This is a genomic window from Rhodanobacter denitrificans (assembly GCF_000230695.2).
In the GTDB taxonomy this organism is placed as follows: Bacteria; Pseudomonadota; Gammaproteobacteria; order Xanthomonadales; family Rhodanobacteraceae; genus Rhodanobacter; species Rhodanobacter denitrificans.
Genome location: NC_020541.1, coordinates 1,964,331 through 1,981,404, shown reverse-complemented (window position 1 = coordinate 1,981,404; position 17,074 = coordinate 1,964,331). Strand labels below are relative to the sequence as shown.

At 66.4% G+C, this 17,074-nt stretch carries 15 protein-coding genes; 11 read left to right on the top strand and 4 right to left on the bottom strand.

Going from position 1 to position 17,074, the window contains the following annotated elements; translation table 11 throughout:
* Positions 1 to 56: 56 nt before the first annotated feature.
* The 3 genes from carA to greA are packed head-to-tail and all read left to right on the top strand — an operon-like array spanning position 57 to position 4,886.
* On the top strand, positions 57 to 1,193 hold the full coding sequence (gene carA / locus R2APBS1_RS08900; protein ID WP_015447687.1) for a glutamine-hydrolyzing carbamoyl-phosphate synthase small subunit: 1,137 nt from the start codon (positions 57 to 59) through the stop codon (positions 1,191 to 1,193).
* A complete protein-coding gene (carB, locus tag R2APBS1_RS08895) occupies positions 1,186 to 4,413 on the top strand; it encodes a carbamoyl-phosphate synthase large subunit (protein WP_015447686.1) in 3,228 nt (1,075 codons plus the stop codon). The genes carA and carB overlap by 8 nt, the downstream gene beginning before the upstream one ends.
* On the top strand, positions 4,410 to 4,886 hold the full coding sequence (greA, locus tag R2APBS1_RS08890) for a transcription elongation factor GreA (RefSeq protein ID WP_007508260.1): 477 nt from the start codon (positions 4,410 to 4,412) through the stop codon (positions 4,884 to 4,886). The genes carB and greA overlap by 4 nt, the downstream gene beginning before the upstream one ends.
* An 83-nt stretch (positions 4,887 to 4,969) precedes the next feature.
* On the opposite strand, the gene ykgO is transcribed toward greA, so the two are convergent.
* From ykgO to R2APBS1_RS08875, 4 genes are all read right to left on the bottom strand, one after another.
* Positions 4,970 to 5,095, bottom strand: coding sequence for a type B 50S ribosomal protein L36 (gene ykgO, locus R2APBS1_RS19615; RefSeq protein ID WP_007508267.1), 126 nt, complete (start codon positions 5,093 to 5,095; stop codon positions 4,970 to 4,972).
* Between the two features lie 61 nt (positions 5,096 to 5,156).
* Complete coding sequence (locus tag R2APBS1_RS08885) at positions 5,157 to 6,068, bottom strand: LysR family transcriptional regulator (RefSeq protein WP_041676715.1); 912 nt, start codon at positions 6,066 to 6,068, stop codon at positions 5,157 to 5,159.
* A 250-nt stretch (positions 6,069 to 6,318) separates the two neighbouring features.
* Complete coding sequence (locus R2APBS1_RS08880; protein ID WP_015447684.1) at positions 6,319 to 8,337, bottom strand: NADPH-dependent 2,4-dienoyl-CoA reductase; 2,019 nt, start codon at positions 8,335 to 8,337, stop codon at positions 6,319 to 6,321.
* Between the two features lie 87 nt (positions 8,338 to 8,424).
* Positions 8,425 to 8,682 (bottom strand): acyl-CoA-binding protein, encoded by a 258-nt coding sequence (locus R2APBS1_RS08875; protein ID WP_015447683.1) that lies wholly within the window; start codon positions 8,680 to 8,682, stop codon positions 8,425 to 8,427.
* 110 nt (positions 8,683 to 8,792) lie between these two features.
* Here R2APBS1_RS08875 and cmk point away from each other — a divergent pair, with 110 nt between their 5' ends.
* The 8 genes from cmk (at position 8,793) to galU (ending at position 17,073) form a co-directional block, all read left to right on the top strand.
* The gene (cmk, locus tag R2APBS1_RS08870) at positions 8,793 to 9,473 is read left to right on the top strand and encodes a (d)CMP kinase (RefSeq protein ID WP_015447682.1); all 681 of its coding nucleotides are present in this window, start codon (positions 8,793 to 8,795) and stop codon (positions 9,471 to 9,473) included.
* 176 nt (positions 9,474 to 9,649) lie between these two features.
* Positions 9,650 to 11,323: a 30S ribosomal protein S1 gene (gene rpsA / locus R2APBS1_RS08865; RefSeq protein ID WP_007508277.1), complete on the top strand. Its 1,674-nt coding sequence runs from the start codon at positions 9,650 to 9,652 to the stop codon at positions 11,321 to 11,323.
* A gap of 77 nt (positions 11,324 to 11,400) precedes the next feature.
* Complete coding sequence (locus tag R2APBS1_RS08860; protein WP_007508279.1) at positions 11,401 to 11,700, top strand: integration host factor subunit beta; 300 nt, start codon at positions 11,401 to 11,403, stop codon at positions 11,698 to 11,700.
* 168 nt (positions 11,701 to 11,868) lie between these two features.
* Positions 11,869 to 12,117 carry a LapA family protein gene (locus R2APBS1_RS08855; RefSeq protein WP_015447681.1) on the top strand — a complete coding sequence of 83 codons (249 nt, stop codon included), beginning with the start codon at positions 11,869 to 11,871 and terminating at the stop codon, positions 12,115 to 12,117.
* Complete coding sequence (gene lapB / locus R2APBS1_RS08850; RefSeq protein WP_015447680.1) at positions 12,114 to 13,286, top strand: lipopolysaccharide assembly protein LapB; 1,173 nt, start codon at positions 12,114 to 12,116, stop codon at positions 13,284 to 13,286. Before R2APBS1_RS08855 ends, lapB begins: the two co-directional genes overlap by 4 nt.
* Positions 13,287 to 13,293: 7 nt before the next feature.
* The gene (locus tag R2APBS1_RS08845) at positions 13,294 to 14,316 is read left to right on the top strand and encodes an MraY family glycosyltransferase (RefSeq protein WP_015447679.1); all 1,023 of its coding nucleotides are present in this window, start codon (positions 13,294 to 13,296) and stop codon (positions 14,314 to 14,316) included.
* Positions 14,303 to 16,201, top strand: a complete 1,899-nt coding sequence (locus tag R2APBS1_RS08840; protein WP_015447678.1) for a polysaccharide biosynthesis protein — start codon at positions 14,303 to 14,305, stop codon at positions 16,199 to 16,201. Before R2APBS1_RS08845 ends, R2APBS1_RS08840 begins: the two co-directional genes overlap by 14 nt.
* On the top strand, positions 16,198 to 17,073 hold the full coding sequence (galU, locus tag R2APBS1_RS08835) for a UTP--glucose-1-phosphate uridylyltransferase GalU (protein ID WP_007508288.1): 876 nt from the start codon (positions 16,198 to 16,200) through the stop codon (positions 17,071 to 17,073). Before R2APBS1_RS08840 ends, galU begins: the two co-directional genes overlap by 4 nt.
* Position 17,074: the final 1 nt, after the last annotated feature.

The window sequence follows — 17,074 nt, the reverse complement described above, 5'->3', positions numbered from 1 at the left end:
AAGCCAGCAATACTGCGGCTTGCGGATTTTGCTGCATCCAAAAGGCGGTTACCCCGATGCCTATTCCTGCCCTGCTGGCCCTCGAAGACGGTAGCCTGTTTCATGGTCACGCCGTCGGCGCTGTCGGCGACACCGTCGGCGAGGTGGTTTTCAACACGGCGATGACCGGCTACCAGGAAATCCTCACCGATCCTTCCTACGCACGCCAGATCGTCACGCTGACCTATCCGCACATCGGCAACACCGGCGTCAACGCCGAGGACGTCGAGTCCACCGCGGTGCATGCGGCCGGACTGATCGTGCGCGACGTGCCGCGCCGCGCCAGCAGCTGGCGCAGCACCGAGAGCTTGCCCGATTACCTGCGGCGCCACGGCACGGTCGCGATCGCCGGCATCGACACCCGTCGACTGACCCGCATCCTGCGCGACAAGGGCGCGCTCGCCGGCTGCATCGTGGCGGGCGAGCAGGTTGACGCGGAAACGGCGCTGGCCAAGGCGCGCGCGTTCCCCGGCCTGAACGGCATGGATCTGGCCAAGGTGGTCAGTACCGCCAGGCCGTACGTGTGGAAGCAGGGCGTGTACGACCTCGACCGCACCGCGTTCAACCAGCCCGCGACGCGCTTCAAGGTGGTCGCCTACGACTTCGGCACCAAGCTCAACATCCTGCGCCTGCTGGCCGAGCAGGGTTGCGAGGTCACCGTGGTGCCGGCGCAGACGCCCGCCGCCGAAGTGCTCGCCATGCAGCCCGACGGCGTGTTCCTGTCCAACGGCCCCGGCGATCCGGCGGCGTGCGATTACGCCATCGCGGCGACCCGGCAATTCCTCGACGCGAAGATTCCGCTCTTCGGCATCTGCCTCGGCCATCAGCTGATGGGCCTGGCGCTGGGTGGCAAGACGCTGAAGATGAAGTTCGGCCATCACGGCGCGAATCACCCGGTGAAGGATCTGGATGATGGCCGCGTGCTGATCACCAGCCAGAACCACGGCTTCGCGGTGGACCCGACCACGCTGCCGGCGAACGTACGGGTTACCCACACCTCGCTGTTCGACGGCTCGCTGCAGGGCTTCGCGTTGACCGACCGGCCGGCGTTCTGCTTCCAGGGTCATCCCGAAGCGAGCCCGGGCCCGCTCGACATCGGCTATCTGTTCAAACGTTTCGCCGCACTGATGCAGGAGGCCCGCACGCATGCCTAAGCGCACCGATATCAAGAGCATCCTCATCATCGGCGCCGGCCCGATCGTGATCGGCCAGGCCTGCGAGTTCGACTACTCCGGCGCGCAGGCCTGCAAGGCGCTGAAGGAAGAGGGTTTCCGGGTGATCCTGGTGAACTCCAACCCGGCCACGATCATGACCGATCCGGAGACCGCCGACGCGGTGTACATCGAGCCGATCAACTGGCAGACGGTGGAGCGCATCATCGCCAAGGAGCGCCCGGATGCGGTGCTGCCGACGATGGGCGGCCAGACCGCGCTGAATTGCGCGCTGGACCTGGCCGACCACGGCGTGCTGGAGAAGTACCAGGTCGAACTGATCGGCGCCAGGCGCGAAGCCATCCGCATGGCCGAGGATCGCGAACTGTTCAAGCAGGCGATGACCGAGATCGGGCTGGAAAGCCCCAAATCCGACGTGGCCAAGAGCTTCGAGCACGCGGTGGAGATCCAGGCCAGGCTCGGCTTTCCGGTGATCATCCGGCCCAGCTTCACGCTGGGCGGCACCGGCGGCGGCATCGCCTACAACAAGGAAGAGTTCGAGCTCATCGTCAAGCGCGGCCTGGAAATGTCGCCCACCCACGAAGTGCTGATCGACGAATCGGTGCTGGGCTGGAAGGAGTTCGAGATGGAAGTTGTCCGCGACACCGCGGACAACTGCATCATCATCTGCGCCATCGAGAACCTCGACCCGATGGGCGTGCACACCGGCGACTCGATCACCGTGGCGCCGGCGCAGACGCTCACCGACAAGGAGTACCAGCGCCTGCGCGACGCGAGCATCGCGGTGCTGCGCAAGATCGGCGTGGACACCGGCGGCTCCAACGTGCAGTTCGGCGTCAACCCCGTCGACGGCCGCGTGGTGGTGATCGAGATGAACCCGCGCGTGTCGCGCTCGTCCGCGCTGGCGTCGAAGGCGACCGGCTTCCCGATCGCCAAGGTCGCCGCCAAGCTGGCGGTGGGCTACACGCTGGACGAACTGAAGAACGACATCACCGGCGGCCTGACGCCGGCCTCGTTCGAGCCGTCGATCGACTACGTGGTCACCAAGATCCCGCGTTTCGCCTTCGAGAAGTTCCCGGCGGCCGATGCGCGCCTGACCACGCAGATGAAGTCGGTCGGCGAGGTGATGGCGATCGGCCGCAGCTTCCACGAGTCGTTGCAGAAGGCCTTGCGCGGGCTGGAGATCGGCAAGACCGGCCTCAATCCCACCGGCCTGGACCTCGGCACCGACGACGGGCTGGCCGTGCTCAAGCGGGAATTGCGCGAGCCGCGCCCCGATCGCGTGTTCCATCTGGCCGATGCGTTCCGCGCCGGGCTGTCGCTGGAGGAAGTGTTCAACCTCAGCCGGGTCGATCCGTGGTTCCTTGCCGCGTTCGAGGACATCGTGCTGACTGAAGCGGAGATCACCCGGCAGGGCATCACCGCGCTCGATGCGTCGCGCCTGCGCGAGCTCAAGCGGCTCGGCTTCGCCGACGCGCGCATTGCCGAGCTGATCGGCACCGACGAGGCCGCCGTGCGTCACCTGCGCCACACCCTGGGCGTGCGCCCAGTGTACAAGCGGGTGGATTCCTGCGCGGCCGAGTTCGCCACCAGCACCGCCTACATGTATTCGACCTACGAGGAAGAATGCGAAGCGGCGCCGACCGGCCGTGACAAGATCATCGTGCTCGGCGGCGGCCCGAACCGGATCGGACAGGGCATCGAGTTCGACTATTGCTGCGTGCATGCCTCGCTGGCGCTGCGCGAGGATGGCTACGAAACCATCATGGTCAACTGCAACCCGGAGACGGTGTCGACCGATTACGACACCTCCGACCGCCTGTACTTCGAGCCGCTGACGCTGGAGGACGTGCTGGAGATCGTCCACGTCGAGAAACCGAAGGGCGTGATCGTGCAGTACGGCGGGCAAACCCCGCTGAAGCTGGCGCGCGCGCTGGAAGCCGCCGGCGTGCCGATCATTGGCACCAGCCCCGACTCGATCGACCTGGCCGAGGACCGCGAGCGTTTCCAGCACATGATCGAGAAGATCGGCCTGAAGCAGCCGCCGAACCGCACCGCGCGCAATGCCGACGAGGCGCTGGCGCTGGCCCGCGAGATCGGCTATCCGCTGGTGGTGCGGCCGAGCTACGTGCTCGGCGGCCGCGCGATGGAAGTGGTGCATGACGACGCCGACCTGTCGCGCTACATCCGCGATGCGGTGAAGGTATCGAACGATTCGCCGGTGCTGCTGGACCGCTTCCTCGACCACGCGGTCGAGGTCGACGTGGACGTGATCGCCGATGCCGAAGGCACCGTGCTGATCGGCGGCATCATGGAACACATCGAGGAGGCCGGCGTGCATTCGGGCGATTCGTCCTGCTCGCTGCCGCCGTATTCGCTGAGCGCATCGATCCAGAACGAGATGCGCCGCCAGGTCAGCGCGATGGCGAAAGAGCTGAAGGTCATCGGCCTGATGAACACGCAGTTCGCGATCCAGGGCGACACCGTCTATATCCTGGAAGTGAATCCGCGCGCATCGCGCACGGTGCCGTTCGTGTCCAAGGCCACCGGCGTGCCGCTGGCCAAGATCGCCGCCCGTGTGATGGCCGGGCGTTCGCTGATCAGCCTGGGCGCGACGCGCGAGGTGATCCCGGCGTACTACTCGGTGAAGGAGGCGATCTTCCCGTTCCTGAAGTTCCAGAACGTCGACCCGATCCTTGGCCCGGAGATGCGTTCGACCGGCGAGGTGATGGGCGTGGGGCGCAGTTTCGGCGCGGCGTTCGCGCGTGGCCACGAAGCGGCCGGGATCAAGGCGCCGACGGTCGGCAAGGCGTTCCTGTCGGTGCGCGACGGCGACAAGGATCGCTTGTTGCCGGTGGCTCGCGAGATCATTGCACGCGGCTTCAACCTGGTGGCAACCGCCGGCACCGCCAGCTACCTGACCGGGCACGGCGTGGCCTGCGAGCGGATCAACAAGGTGCTCGAGGGGCGTCCGCACATCGTTGACCTGATCAAGAACGGCGAGATCGTCTATATCGTCAACACGACCGAGGGCAAGCAGGCGATCGCCGATTCGTTCTCGATCCGGCGCGAGGCGCTGCAGCATCGCGTCACCTATTCCACCACGGTGGCGGGCGCCCGCGCGCTCGTGCATTCGCTGGACTTTCACGTCGACGGTGAAGTACACAGCCTGCAGGAACTGCACAAGGAGCTCAGCGCATGAGTCGCGCTCCCATCACCAAGACCGGCTCCGAGCGCCTGCGCGCGGAACTGGAGCGGCTGAAATCGGTCGAGCGTCCGCGCATCATCGCGGCGATTGCCGAGGCCCGCGCCCATGGCGACCTCAAGGAGAACGCGGAGTACCACGCCGCGCGCGAACTGCAGAGCTTCACCGAGGGCCGCATCGCCCAACTGGAGGCCTTGCTGTCGACCGCCGAGGTCATCGACGTCGCCCGACTCAACCCGGGCAACCGCGTGGTGTTTGGCGCCACCGTGGATCTGGAGGACGAGGACTCCGGTACCCTGGTGACCTACCAGATCGTCGGCGACCTGGAGGCGGACATCAAGCAACGGCTGATTGCGGTGTCCTCCCCGATCGCCCGCGCGCTGATCGGCAAGAGCGCCGGCGACAGCTTCGAGTTCACCGCACCGAACGGCGTCAAGCACTACGAGATCATCGACGTCCGTTACGAGTGACGGCTTGCGCCGCCGCAGGCCGCAGGAACACCCACGAAAAAGGCCGCTTGCGCGGCCTTTTTCGTGGCGTCGTCAGGCTGCACTCAGCGCTGGCGAGCCTTGAAACGGGGGTTGCTCTTGCAGATTACGAATACCTTGCCGCGACGGCGCACAACCTTGCAGTCGCGATGCCGCGCCTTGGCGGACTTCAAAGAGTTAAGCACCTTCACGGCCAGCTCCTGACACTAGACTAAAATGTAAGCGGGCAAGTATAGCGAGCCACATGGTTTGTCACAAGTCCGACGCGACGGCCGTCTGCGCCACCGTGGCCAGGAATTGCTGCAGGGCGGGGGACTGATCGCTGGCCCGACAGGCCACGGCCAGCAACAGAAAGGCATCGGGGTCCTCCAGTGGCACGTAGCAGATCCCGGCCAGGCGCACGGTGCGCATGCTGGCCGGCACCAGCGCCAGCCCCAGCCCGGCGGCAACCAGGGCCAGCAGGCCGTTGATCTGCTGGGCATGCTGGGTGATCGACGGCTGGAAACCGGCCCGCGTCGCCAGTTTCACCAGCCGGTCGTAAAGCGTGGCAGCGAGCTCACGCGGTTGCGACACGAACGCATCGCCGGCCACTTCGGCTAGACGCAGGCTGCTGCGGCCAGCCAGCGGATGGCCGGCAGGCAACGCAAGCAGCAGGGGTTCGCGATCGATCACGCTGCAGCGCAAGTCGCGGGCGTACTGCGCCTGCATCGGCTCGTCACGGACAAAGCCGACGTCGATCTTGCCGGCGAGCAGGGCCGCGAACTGCGGCTCGGTGTACATCTCGCTGAGTTGCAGGCGCACGTCGGGAGCGATCTGGCCAAAACGCAGCAAGGTTTGCGGCATAGCCGGATGGAACGAGACCGAGACGGTATAGGCCAGCCGCAACTGGCCGCTGTAACCCGCGGCGGCGGCCACCGTCTGGCTGCGCGCCTCGTCCACCTTGGCCAGGATCTGTCGTGCCTGCCCCAGGAACACCCGACCGGGCTCGGTCAGCGTCACACTGCGTTTGGTGCGCTCCAGCAGGCGCACGCCCAGATCCCGTTCCAGCGACTGGATCTGTTGCGACAGGGGCGGCTGGGAGAGATGCAGGCGCAGCGCAGCGCGGGTGAAACTCAGCTCTTCCGCGACGGCGATGAAGTAGCGCAGCTGGCGAAGGTCAAACATATAGCGATTCGAAATCAATAACGGCCTAAATATATATTAGATACTTTATTCCGTCGATCATAAAATCACCTCCGTCCCGCCACTTCCCCTCCCCCCTGGTGGCGGCGGCCCTCGCCCCGCAGCGACGCTAAATACGACATCTGGTTCAACTCCCCCCCTGAGCCCATGTCGATGCGTCTTCCCTGCGGGGCGCTTTCTTTTGGATGACCGACACCGCTGCCATCGGGCAGCGGTGTCGGCGTACCGGCGCCTAGATTGCGCTGGCCACGCGGGTGCCCTGGGCGATGGCGCGCTTGGCATCCAGCTCGGCGGCCACGTCGGCGCCGCCGATCACGTGCACCTTCATGCCGGCGGCGATCAGTTCCTCGGCCAGCCGGCGGTTCGGCAGCTGGCCGGCGCAGACCACCACGTGCTCGACCGGCAGGATCTGTGGCTTGCCGTCGACGGTGATGTGCAGGCCCAGGTCATCGAAACGTTCATAGCCGACATTGCCCAGCATGGTCACCCGTTTCGCCTTGAGCGTGGCCCGATGTACCCAGCCGGTCGTCTTGTTGAGCCTCGCGCCGGGGCGACCCTCGCTGCGCTGGAGCAGCCAGACTTGCCGCGCCGGCGCTTCCGGCTGTGGCGGCTGCAGGCCGCTGCGCTGCCGCAGCTGCATGTCCACTCCCCATTCGCGGGTCCAGCGGGCCACGTCGGTGGTGGGCGAGGGTGCGTGTTCGACCAGGAACTCGGCCACGTCGAAACCGATGCCGCCGGCGCCGATGATCGCCACCCTGGCGCCCACCGGCTGATGCCGGGCCAGCACATCGAGATAGCCCAGCACGCGCGGGTCGTCGCTGCCGGGAAAGCTCGCCTGGCGCGGCGTGATGCCGGTGGCGATCACCACTTCGTCATAGCCGCCGGCGCGCAGCGAGGCGGCATCCGCAACCTGGCCGAGGTGGACGTCGACGCCGGTGTCGTCCAGTTGGTGGCGGAAATAGCGCAGCGTTTCGTGGAACTCTTCCTTGCCCGGAATCTGCTTGGCGTAGTTGAACTGGCCGCCGATCTCGCTGGCCTGGTCGATCAGGACCACGGCATGGCCGCGCTCGCCCAGCGTGGCGGCGCAGGCCATGCCGGCCGGGCCTGCACCGACCACGGCGATGCGCTTGCGCACGCTGGCCGGTTCGACCTTCAGCTCGGTCTCGTGGCAGGCGCGCGGGTTGACCAGGCAGCTGGCGCGCTTGTTCTGAAACACGTGGTCGAGGCAGGCCTGGTTGCAGGCGATGCAGGTGTTGATGCGTTCGCTGCGCCCGGCCTTCGCCTTGTTCGCCCATGCCGGGTCGGCCAGCAGCGGGCGCGCCATCGAGACCATGTCGGCTTCGCCATCGGCGAGGATGCGCTCGGCGACGTCCGGCATGTTGATCCGGTTGGTGGCGACCAGCGGGATCGACACCTCGCCCTTGAGCTTCTGCGTGACCCAGGCGAAGCCGGCGCGCGGCACGCTGGTGACGATGGTCGGCACGCGCGCCTCGTGCCAGCCGATGCCGGTGTTGATGATGCTGGCGCCGGCGGCCTCGATCGCCCTGGCCAGGGTGGCGACCTCGCTCCAGTCCTGGCCGCCCTCGACCAGGTCGAGCATCGACAGCCGGTAGATGATGATGAAGTCGCGGCCCACCGCCGCGCGCGTGCGGCGCACGATCTCGACCGGAAAGCGCATGCGCCGCGTCGCGTCGCCGCCCCAGGCATCGTCGCGCCGGTTGGTACGCGCGGCAATGAACTCGTTGATCAGGTAGCCTTCCGAGCCCATCACCTCGACGCCGTCGTAGCCGGCATCCTGCGCCAGCCGCGCACAGTGCACGAAGTCGCCGATGGTGCGCTCCACGCCGCGTGCGGTGAGCGCCCGTGGCGTGAATGGAGTGATCGGCGACTTGATCCTCGATGGCGCCACCGACAACGGGTGGTAGCCGTAGCGGCCGGCATGCAGGATCTGCAGGCAGATGCGCCCGCCCGCAGCGTGCACGGCGCGGGTCAGCTTGCGATGGCGTGGCTTGTGCCAAGGCAGGGTGAGCCGGCCGCCGAACGGCTTCAGCCAGCCTTCGATGCTGGGCGAGATGCCGCCGGTGACCATCAGCCCGACGCCGCCGCGGGCGCGCTCGGCGAAGTACGCAGCCAGCTTGTCGTAGTCGCTGGCCTTGTCTTCCAGCCCGGTGTGCATCGAGCCCATCAGGATACGGTTGGGCAGGGTGACATGGCCCAGATCGAGCGGGGCGAACAGGTTCGGGTAATGCATGCGATCCACACGAGGCTCAAACGATCGTATGAATGTGCCGGTGTTCGGCGTTTGAAAGCAAGCCTCTCGTGAGTACGGCAGCCCGGATCAGGCCAGCAATTGGTAAACCAGCGCAATGTAGCGGCGCATGGCTTCTTCTTCGGAGACGCCGTTCAGCTGCGCCCAGGCCTCGTGCTTGGCTGTGCCGACGAAGTCGAAGAAACCGGGCTGGACGCGCTTGAGGTCACCCTCCGAGCCCTGCTTGTAGAGCGCGTAGAGCTTCAGCAAGGTGTCGTTGTCGGGGCGCCGGGCCAATTGCCGGATGTCCTTGGCAGCCTGCTCGAACTCGCGGCGAAGGTCGGTCATAAGGCGGTTCGGACAGGGCTGCAGACAAGGAGATCGGCTAGATAGCACGCGTCCCCGGTGGGGTCAACGCGGTAAACTTCCGGCCTTAGCCATTCAGCCAGGGTCCTTCCATGAGCCATGCTCCCGTCGTACCCGTACTCACGATCGACGGGCCGTCGGGGTCGGGCAAGGGCACCGTCAGCGCCTTGGTGGCCGAACGGCTGGGCTGGCGGCTGCTGGATTCCGGCGCGCTGTACCGCGCCGTGGGCTACGCCGCCGGCATGGCCGGGCTGGACTTGTCGGACGTGGAGGCGGTGACCCGCTGCGCGCAGGGCACGAAGATCCAGTTCCGCGCTGCCAGCGACGGCGGCGAGACCCGGGTGATCGTCAACGGACACGACGCCACTGACGAGCTGCGCACCGAGACCGCCGGGGCGGCGGCCTCGGCGATCGCCTCGATGCCGTCGGTGCGCGAGGCGCTGGTGGCGCTGCAACTGGGCTTCCGCAAGGCGCCCGGCCTGGTCGCCGACGGGCGCGACATGGGCACGGTGATCTTCCCGGATGCCGTGCACAAGGTTTTCCTCACCGCGAGCGCCGCCGAGCGGGCGAAAAGGCGCTATAAGCAGTTGAAGGAAAAGGGACTCAGCGTTACACTTGCCGGCCTTCAGCGAGAAATTGAGGCGCGTGACAGCCGCGATGCATCGCGGGCGGTTGCGCCGCTCAAGCCTGCCGAGGATGCCGTGCTGGTGGATACCACCGGGATGGGCATCGACGAGGTCGTCGCGAAAGTACTTGCCGTCGTGCAGTCCTGAGCGGGTTGCGCGGCGGTTTCTGTGCCCCTGCCGCGGCAGGGGGTTTTGGCCAATGGTGACGACGGTCGGTTCTGTGCAACCACCCGAAGGCACCCTCAACCGGTGGACCGGAAAGTTCGTGCGCAACACCCAACCAGGCGCAACGGATCACGGTCTTTTCCCACTATGGAATCAACATGACTGAAAGTTTTGCCGAACTGTTTGAACAGAGCCAACAGGCCATCTCCAAGCTGAAGCCCGGCGCCATCGTCACCGGCATCGTTGTGGAAATCCGCAACGACGTCGTCGTGATCAATGCTGGCCTGAAGAGCGAAGGCATCGTCCCGATCGAGCAGTTCAAGAGCGAGGACGGCGTGCTGGAGGTGCAGGTAGGCGACGAGGTGAAGGTAGCCCTCGAAGCTTTGGAAGACGGTTTCGGCGAGACCAAGCTGTCGCGCGAGAAGGCCAAGCGCTCGATGGTGTGGGACGACCTGGAACAGGCGTTCGACAAGGAAGAGACGATCAAGGGCATGATCTCCGGCAAGGTCAAGGGTGGTTTCACCGTCGACATCAAGGACGTCCGCGCGTTCCTGCCGGGTTCGCTGGTCGACGTGCGCCCGGTGCGCGAGCCGACCTACCTCGAGGGCAAGGAACTCGAGTTCAAGATCATCAAGCTGGACCGCAAGCGCAACAACGTGGTAGTCAGCCGCCGCGCCGTCGTCGAGACCGAGTTCTCCGAGGAGCGCGAGAAGCTGCTGGAGCGCCTGACCGAGGGCGCGGTGGTCAAGGGCACGGTCAAGAACCTCACCGACTACGGCGCGTTCGTGGACCTGGGCGGCATCGACGGCCTGCTGCACATCACCGACATGGCGTGGAAGCGTGTGCGTCATCCGTCCGAGGTGGTCAACGTCGGCGACGAGCTGGACGTGCGCGTGCTGAAATACGACAAGGAGCGCAACCGCGTTTCGCTTGGCCTGAAGCAGCTTGGCGACGACCCGTGGGTCGCCATCGCCCGTCGCTACCCGGTCGGCAGCCGCCTGTTCGGCAAGGTCTCCAACGTCACCGACTACGGCTGCTTCGTCGAGATCGAGCCGGGCGTGGAAGGCCTGGTGCACGTGTCCGAGATGGACTGGACCAACAAGAACGTCAACCCGGCCAAGGTGGTGCAGGTCGGCGACGAGACCGAAGTGATGGTGCTGGACGTGGATGAAGAGCGTCGCCGCATCTCGCTGGGCATCAAGCAGACGCGTTCCAACCCGTGGGAAGCGTTCGCCGCCATGCACAAGAAGGGCGACAAGGTCTCCGGCCAGATCAAGTCGATCACCGACTTCGGCGTGTTCATCGGCCTGGACGGCGGCATCGACGGCCTGGTGCACCTGTCCGACATCTCCTGGCAGATGTCCGGCGAAGACCTCGTGCGCAACTTCAAGAAGGGCGACGAGATCGAGGCCGTGGTGCTGGCGGTGGATCCGGAGCGCGAGCGCATCTCGCTCGGCATCAAGCAGATGGAGCAGGATCCGTTCGGCCAGTTCATGGCGGCGAATCCGCGCGGCAGCATCGTCAACGGCACCGTCAAGGAAGTCGATGCGAAGGGCGCGGTGATCGACCTGGGCGAGGGCGTGGAGGGCTACCTGCGCGCCAACGACATCGCCAAGGAGCGTATCGACGACGCCACCCAGCACCTGAAGGTGGGCGACAAGGTCGAGGCCAAGTTCACCGGTATGGATCGCAAGGGTCGCCAGCTGGCGCTCTCGATCCGCGCCAAGGACGAGGAAGACGCGCCCGACACGTCGGTGGATTACTCGTCCGCGGCCAGCGGCACGACCAAGCTTGGTGCGCTGCTCAAGGAGCAGTTCAACAAGGCCGACTGATCGCCTGCAGCAGCCTGACACGGGGCGGCAGTTTGTCGCCGCCGCCCCGTCGTTTCATGTCACGGACATTGGGGCCCATGACTAAATCCGAATTGATCGAGGCGCTCGCCAGGCGCCAGACCCATCTTGCGTTTGCGGACGTCGAGATGGCCGTCAAGAGCGTCATCGAGCAGATGAGCCACGCCCTGGCCCATGGCGAACGCATCGAGGTGCGTGGCTTCGGCAGCTTCGCATTGCACTACCGGCCGCCGCGGATGGGGCGCAACCCCAAGACGGGCGAGGCCGTGGCGCTGCCCGGCAAGCACGTTCCGCACTTCAAGCCGGGCAAGGAATTGCGCGAGCGCGTCAACCAGGATCTGGAGCAGAAAATCGCCTGACATCCCGGCCACCACTCAGGAAAGATCGACCGAAGGCAGGCGATGCAGGGCGGTCCTGCCTTTTTTGCTGCGCGCCGTCGTGCGGCCACCGGGCCGCCATGAATCGTTGCCGCTTGGACCACCCACGCTGCCTGTGCCTGTCACGAGCAATCGGGTAAAGTCTCGGCCATGCGACTGCTCGCCATCATCGTCCTCGTGATCTTCATCGCCGCCGGCATCGTGCTTGGCGCACTCAATGCCGACCTGGTCGGCTACGACCTCGCGTTCGTCCGGATGCAACTGCCCAAGGGCGCGGCCTTGCTGGGCGCGCTGGTGATCGGCTGGCTGCTGGGCGGGCTCACCGCCTGGCTCGGCGTGAGCATGCGCCGGCATCGCCGGCAACCGCGTGCCGACAAGAAGCAGCCGGCCCGGCCATGAATTTCCTGTATGTGCTGGTTCCGCTGGTGCCAGCTGCATTCGTGCTGGGCTGGTGGGCCTCCCGCCAGGCCGGTGCACGCCGTTCCGGCGCCGAGGTCAGCGAGCTGTCCTCGGACTATTTCCGCGGCCTGAACTACCTGCTCAACGAGGAGCAGGACAAGGCGATCGAGGTCTTCCTCAAGTTGGCCGAGTACAACCGCGACACGGTCGAGACCCACCTGGCACTGGGTAACCTGTTTCGCCGCCGCGGCGAGGTGGACCGGGCCATCCGGCTGCATCAGCACCTGGTCTCGCGACCGGGCCTGACCGACGCGATGAAGACGGTGGCCTTGCTGGAACTGGGCGAGGACTACATGCGTGCCGGCCTGCTGGATCGCGCCGAGGCACTGTTCTCCGACCTGGTGGCGATGGATGCGCATGCACCGTCGGCGCTGCGCCACCTGATCGCGATCTACCAGCACGAACGCGACTGGCACAAGGCGATCGAGCACGCGCGCCGGCTGGAGGTGATGACCGGCGAGGACGAGGCACCGATGATCGCCCAGTTCTACTGCGAGCTGGCCGACCGCTCGCGCCAGCACGGCGCCCGCGCCGAAGCGCGCGACTACCTGCGCCAGGCGTTCGAGTGCCAGCCCGGCTGCGTGCGTGCCTTCATGCTGACCGGCCGCATGCTGTCCGAGGACGGCCAGCATGCGGAGGCGGTAACGGCCTACGAGGCGGCGATCAAGGCCGATATCGCCTTCACTCCGGACATTCTGCCGCCGCTGCTCAACAGCTATGCCCGCTCGCAGCAGATGGAGCGCGCCGAACATTTCCTGCACGACATGCTCGGGCGCTACCACGGCGTCTCGCCGGTGTTGGCGCTGACCCACCTGTATCGGCAGCGCGACGGCGAGCGGGCAGCGGTCGACTTCTTGACCGCCCAATTGCGCCAGCGGCCGTCGGTGCGCGGGTTGATGGCGCTGATCGACGCCACCATGGACAAGATCGAAGGCGAGGCGCGCGAGAATTTCCTGATCCTGCGCGACCTGACCCGCAAGCTGCTGGAAGGCCAGGCGATGTATCGCTGCAGCCGCTGCGGCTTCGGCGCCAAGGCCCATCACTGGCAGTGCCCCAGCTGCAAGAGCTGGAGCACGATCCGGCCGATCCACGGTGTCGCCAGCGAGTGAGCGGAGCATGTACCTGACCACCGGATGGTTGCTGGCCAGCTTGTCGATCACCTTGCTGCTGGTGCGCGGCGCGATTGGCTATGCGCAGCGGCGCGGCATGCTGGACCAGCCCGGGCAACGCCGTTCGCATCGGCTGCCGACCCCGCGCGGCGGCGGCATCGGCATCGTCGTGGCGATGCTGGCCTGCCTGCCGGGCGTGCTGTGGCATGCGCCGGCGGATTGGCCAGCAAGCGTGACCGCGAGCCTGCTCGCCGCACTGGTGCTGGTGGCGCTGGCCGGCTGGTGGGACGACCACCGCTCGCTGCCGATACTGCCGCGGCTGGGCGCCCAACTGCTCGCGGCCGGCCTGTTCTCGCTGGGGCTGCTGGCCACCGGCTTGTCAGGATGGTGGATACCGCTGTTGCTGGTCGGCGGTGTCTGGAGCATCAACCTGCACAATTTCATGGATGGCATCGACGGGCTGCTGGCACAGCAGGCGGTCTTCGTGGGCGCAGGCCTGGCCTGGCTGGCGGGGGCAGCGGAGCAACCTGCGCTGGCCGCCGCGGCGGCGGTCTTCGCGGCATCGGCACTGGGCTTCTGGTGCTTCAACCGGCCACCCGCACGAATCTTCATGGGCGACGTCGGCAGCGGCAGCACAGGCCTGCTGGTCTTTGCGTTCAGCGCGATGCTGTGGCGGGTCGCGCCGGGGGCGCTGTGGCCGGCGCTGATCCTGTCGTCCGCCTTCGTGGTGGATGCCAGCCTGACCCTGCTGACCCGCATGTGGCGCGGGCGGCGCTGGTACACTGCCCATCGCGAACACCTCTACCAGTGGCTGGTGCGCCGCGGAGGAACGCATGCACGGACGGACATGGCCTATATGGGCTGGAACCTGCTGGTCGCGGCACCCTCGGCCTGGTTGGCCTGGAGTCATCTGCGCATGGCGCTGCCGATTACCATAGCCGTCTATCTTGGAGCGGCGGCCACTTGGCTGGCGCTGAAACGTCGCTGCCTGCGACGCCATCTGCCCAAGGCCTCCCATGTCGCTGCGTAAGCTCGTCGGCTTCATCCACCCGCGTATCGCCGTCGTGTTGCACGACCTGGCCATGGCCGTGCTCGCATGGTGGATCGCCAAACTGCTGAGGTATGCGCTGAAACCGGACGAGGTCGTCAGTTTCGGGATACTCGAGTTTCCGATCGTGCTGCTGGTGCAGGGGCTGATCTTCCGCTGGACCGGGTTGTACAAGAGCGTCTGGCGTTTCGCCAGCCTGCCGGACCTGTGGAACATCGCGCGCGCGGTCGTGATCGGTTCGCTGTTCGTCGGCGTGTCGCTGTTCCTGTATGACCGGCTGGAGGGCGTACCGCGTTCGGTGCTGGCGCTTTACCCGCTGCTGCTCGCCGCGTTGCTCGGCGTACCGCGTCTGGCCTACCGCTACTGGAAAGACAGCCGCAACGACCTGCTGCAGAACCAGGTTGCGAAGCGCGTGCTGATCGTCGGCGCCGATCGCGCCGGTGAAGTGCTTTCGCGCGACCTGCACCGCGACAACCGCTATGCCGTGGTCGGCTTCGTCGACGACAAGCCCAGCCTGCGCGGCGCCAGCATCAACGGCCACCCGATGCTGGGGCAACTCGACCAGTTGCCCGAGGTAGCCCGCGAAGTGGCGATCGACATGCTGCTGATCGCGCTGCCCGGTGCGTCGACGAGCGAGATGCGGCGGGTGGTTTCGCTGTGCGACGCCACCGGCCTGCCGTACCGGACGGTGCCGCGGCTGGAGGACGTGGTGGCTGGCCGCGCCCAGTTCAACCAGATCAAGGAAGTGGCGATCGAGGACCTGCTCGGTCGCGACACGGTGGAGCTGGACTGGACCGCGATCCGCGAAACGCTGAGCGGCAAGTGCGTGCTGGTCACCGGCGGCGGCGGCTCGATCGGCTCGGAACTGTGCCGCCAGGTCGCCCGGCTGGGCGCGCAGTCGCTTACCGTGATCGAGCAGAGCGAATACAACCTGTACCGGATCAGCCAGGAGCTGCGCGCGGATTTTCCCGAACTGATCTTCGACGGCATCCTGGCCAACTGCGGCGACCAGGTCGCCATGCGCAAGGCATTTGCGGACGTCCGGCCGCAGGTGGTGTTCCATGCCGCCGCCTACAAGCATGTGCCGCTGTTGCAGAACCAGCTTCGCGCGGCGTTTCGCAACAATGCGCTGGGCACGCGCACGGTGGCCGATGCAGCCTGCGAAGCCGGGGTCGAGTGTTTCGTGCTGATTTCCACCGACAAGGCGGTCAACCCGACCAGCGTGATGGGCGCCTGCAAGCGCATTGCCGAGATCTACTGCCAGAACCTCGACGCACATGCCGCCACCCGCTTCATGACGGTGCGTTTCGGCAACGTGCTGGATTCAGCCGGCTCCGTGGTGCCGCTGTTCCGCCGGCAGATCCGCGACGGCGGCCCGGTCACCGTGACGCACCCGGAAATATCGCGCTACTTCATGACGATCCCCGAAGCCTGCCAGCTGATCCTGCAGACCGCCAGCATCGGCAAGGGCGGCGAGATCTTCGCGCTCGACATGGGCGAGCCGGTGAAGATCCGCGATCTGGCCGAGCAGATGATCCGCCTCGCCGGCAAGAAGCCCGGCAGCGAGATTCCGATCGTGTACACCGGCCTGCGCGCGGGCGAAAAGCTGTTCGAGGAACTTTTCCATCCGCTGGAAAACTACAGCGCCACCGCGCACGCCAAGATATTCCTGGCGCAACATCGCGAGGTGTCGTGGGAGTTGCTGCAGGCCCTGCTGCACAAGGCTGCCGAGGCGGCCGAGGTTTTCAATGAGGAAGAACTTCGGCGCTGCGTGTCCAGCCTGCTGCCTTCGTTCCGCTGGAGCGAAACGGTGCAACCGGACAACGTGGTGTCGATCCGCCGTGCCAACCCGGAGATCAATGAGTGAGCAAGCCCCTGCGCAAAGTGGTGTTTCCCGTGGCCGGACTCGGCACGCGTTTCCTGCCGGCGACCAAGGTGGTCGCCAAGGAAATGCTGCCGGTGCTCGACAAGCCGCTGATCCAGTACGCCGTCGACGAGGCGGTGGATGCGGGTGCCGACACCCTGGTCTTCGTCACCAACCGCTACAAGCACGCGATCGCCGACTATTTCGACAAGGCCTACGAGCTGGAATCGAAGCTGCAGGAGAAGGGCAAGGCCGAACTGCTGGCGCTGGTGCAGGGCACCCTGCCGCGGCACGTGCGGGCGATCTTCGTGACCCAGCCCGAGGCGCTCGGCCTGGGCCACGCCGTGCTGTGCGCCAAGCCGGTGGTCGGCGACGAGCCGTTCGGCGTGATCCTGCCGGACGACCTGATCTGGAACGGCGCCGGCAAGGGTGCGCTGCGGCAGATGGCGGAGCTCGCCGATGCGCAAGCCGCCGGCGTGATCGCGGTGGAGGAAGTCCCCCACGACCAGACCGACAAGTACGGCATCGTCGACGCCGTGCCGGTCGACGAGCGCAGCGCGCGGATCCGCAGCATGGTGGAGAAACCCAAGCCGGCCGACGCACCGTCGAACCTGGCCGTGGTCGGCCGCTACGTGTTGCCCGGCCGCATCTTCCAGTTGCTGGAGCAGACCACGCCCGGCGCCGGCGGCGAGATCCAGCTCACCGACGCGATCGACGCGCTGCTGAAGGAGCAGGGCAAGGTGCTGGCCTACCGCTTCGAAGGCACCCGTTTCGATTGCGGCAACAAGGCCGGACTGGTGCGCGCCACCATGCACATGGCCATGCAGGACCCGAAACTCGCGCCCACCGTGCGAGAGTTCCTCGGCCAGCTTTGAA

Excerpts from the sequence above, each read along its gene's own strand:
- greA (WP_007508260.1), top strand. The coding sequence starts at position 4,410 with ATGAGTCGCGCTCCCATCACCAAGACCGGCTCCGAGCGCCTGCGCGCG.
- R2APBS1_RS08840 (WP_015447678.1), top strand. The coding sequence starts at position 14,303 with ATGTCGCTGCGTAAGCTCGTCGGCTTCATCCACCCGCGTATCGCCGTC.
- cmk (WP_015447682.1), top strand. The coding sequence starts at position 8,793 with ATGAGCCATGCTCCCGTCGTACCCGTACTCACGATCGACGGGCCGTCG.
- R2APBS1_RS08845 (WP_015447679.1), top strand. The coding sequence starts at position 13,294 with ATGTACCTGACCACCGGATGGTTGCTGGCCAGCTTGTCGATCACCTTG.
- lapB (WP_015447680.1), top strand. The coding sequence starts at position 12,114 with ATGAATTTCCTGTATGTGCTGGTTCCGCTGGTGCCAGCTGCATTCGTG.
- rpsA (WP_007508277.1), top strand. The coding sequence starts at position 9,650 with ATGACTGAAAGTTTTGCCGAACTGTTTGAACAGAGCCAACAGGCCATC.
- R2APBS1_RS08885 (WP_041676715.1), bottom strand. The coding sequence starts at position 6,068 with ATGTTTGACCTTCGCCAGCTGCGCTACTTCATCGCCGTCGCGGAAGAG.
- R2APBS1_RS08855 (WP_015447681.1), top strand. The coding sequence starts at position 11,869 with ATGCGACTGCTCGCCATCATCGTCCTCGTGATCTTCATCGCCGCCGGC.
- carA (WP_015447687.1), top strand. The coding sequence starts at position 57 with ATGCCTATTCCTGCCCTGCTGGCCCTCGAAGACGGTAGCCTGTTTCAT.
- R2APBS1_RS08875 (WP_015447683.1), bottom strand. The coding sequence starts at position 8,682 with ATGACCGACCTTCGCCGCGAGTTCGAGCAGGCTGCCAAGGACATCCGG.
- R2APBS1_RS08860 (WP_007508279.1), top strand. The coding sequence starts at position 11,401 with ATGACTAAATCCGAATTGATCGAGGCGCTCGCCAGGCGCCAGACCCAT.
- R2APBS1_RS08880 (WP_015447684.1), bottom strand. The coding sequence starts at position 8,337 with ATGCATTACCCGAACCTGTTCGCCCCGCTCGATCTGGGCCATGTCACC.
- carB (WP_015447686.1), top strand. The coding sequence starts at position 1,186 with ATGCCTAAGCGCACCGATATCAAGAGCATCCTCATCATCGGCGCCGGC.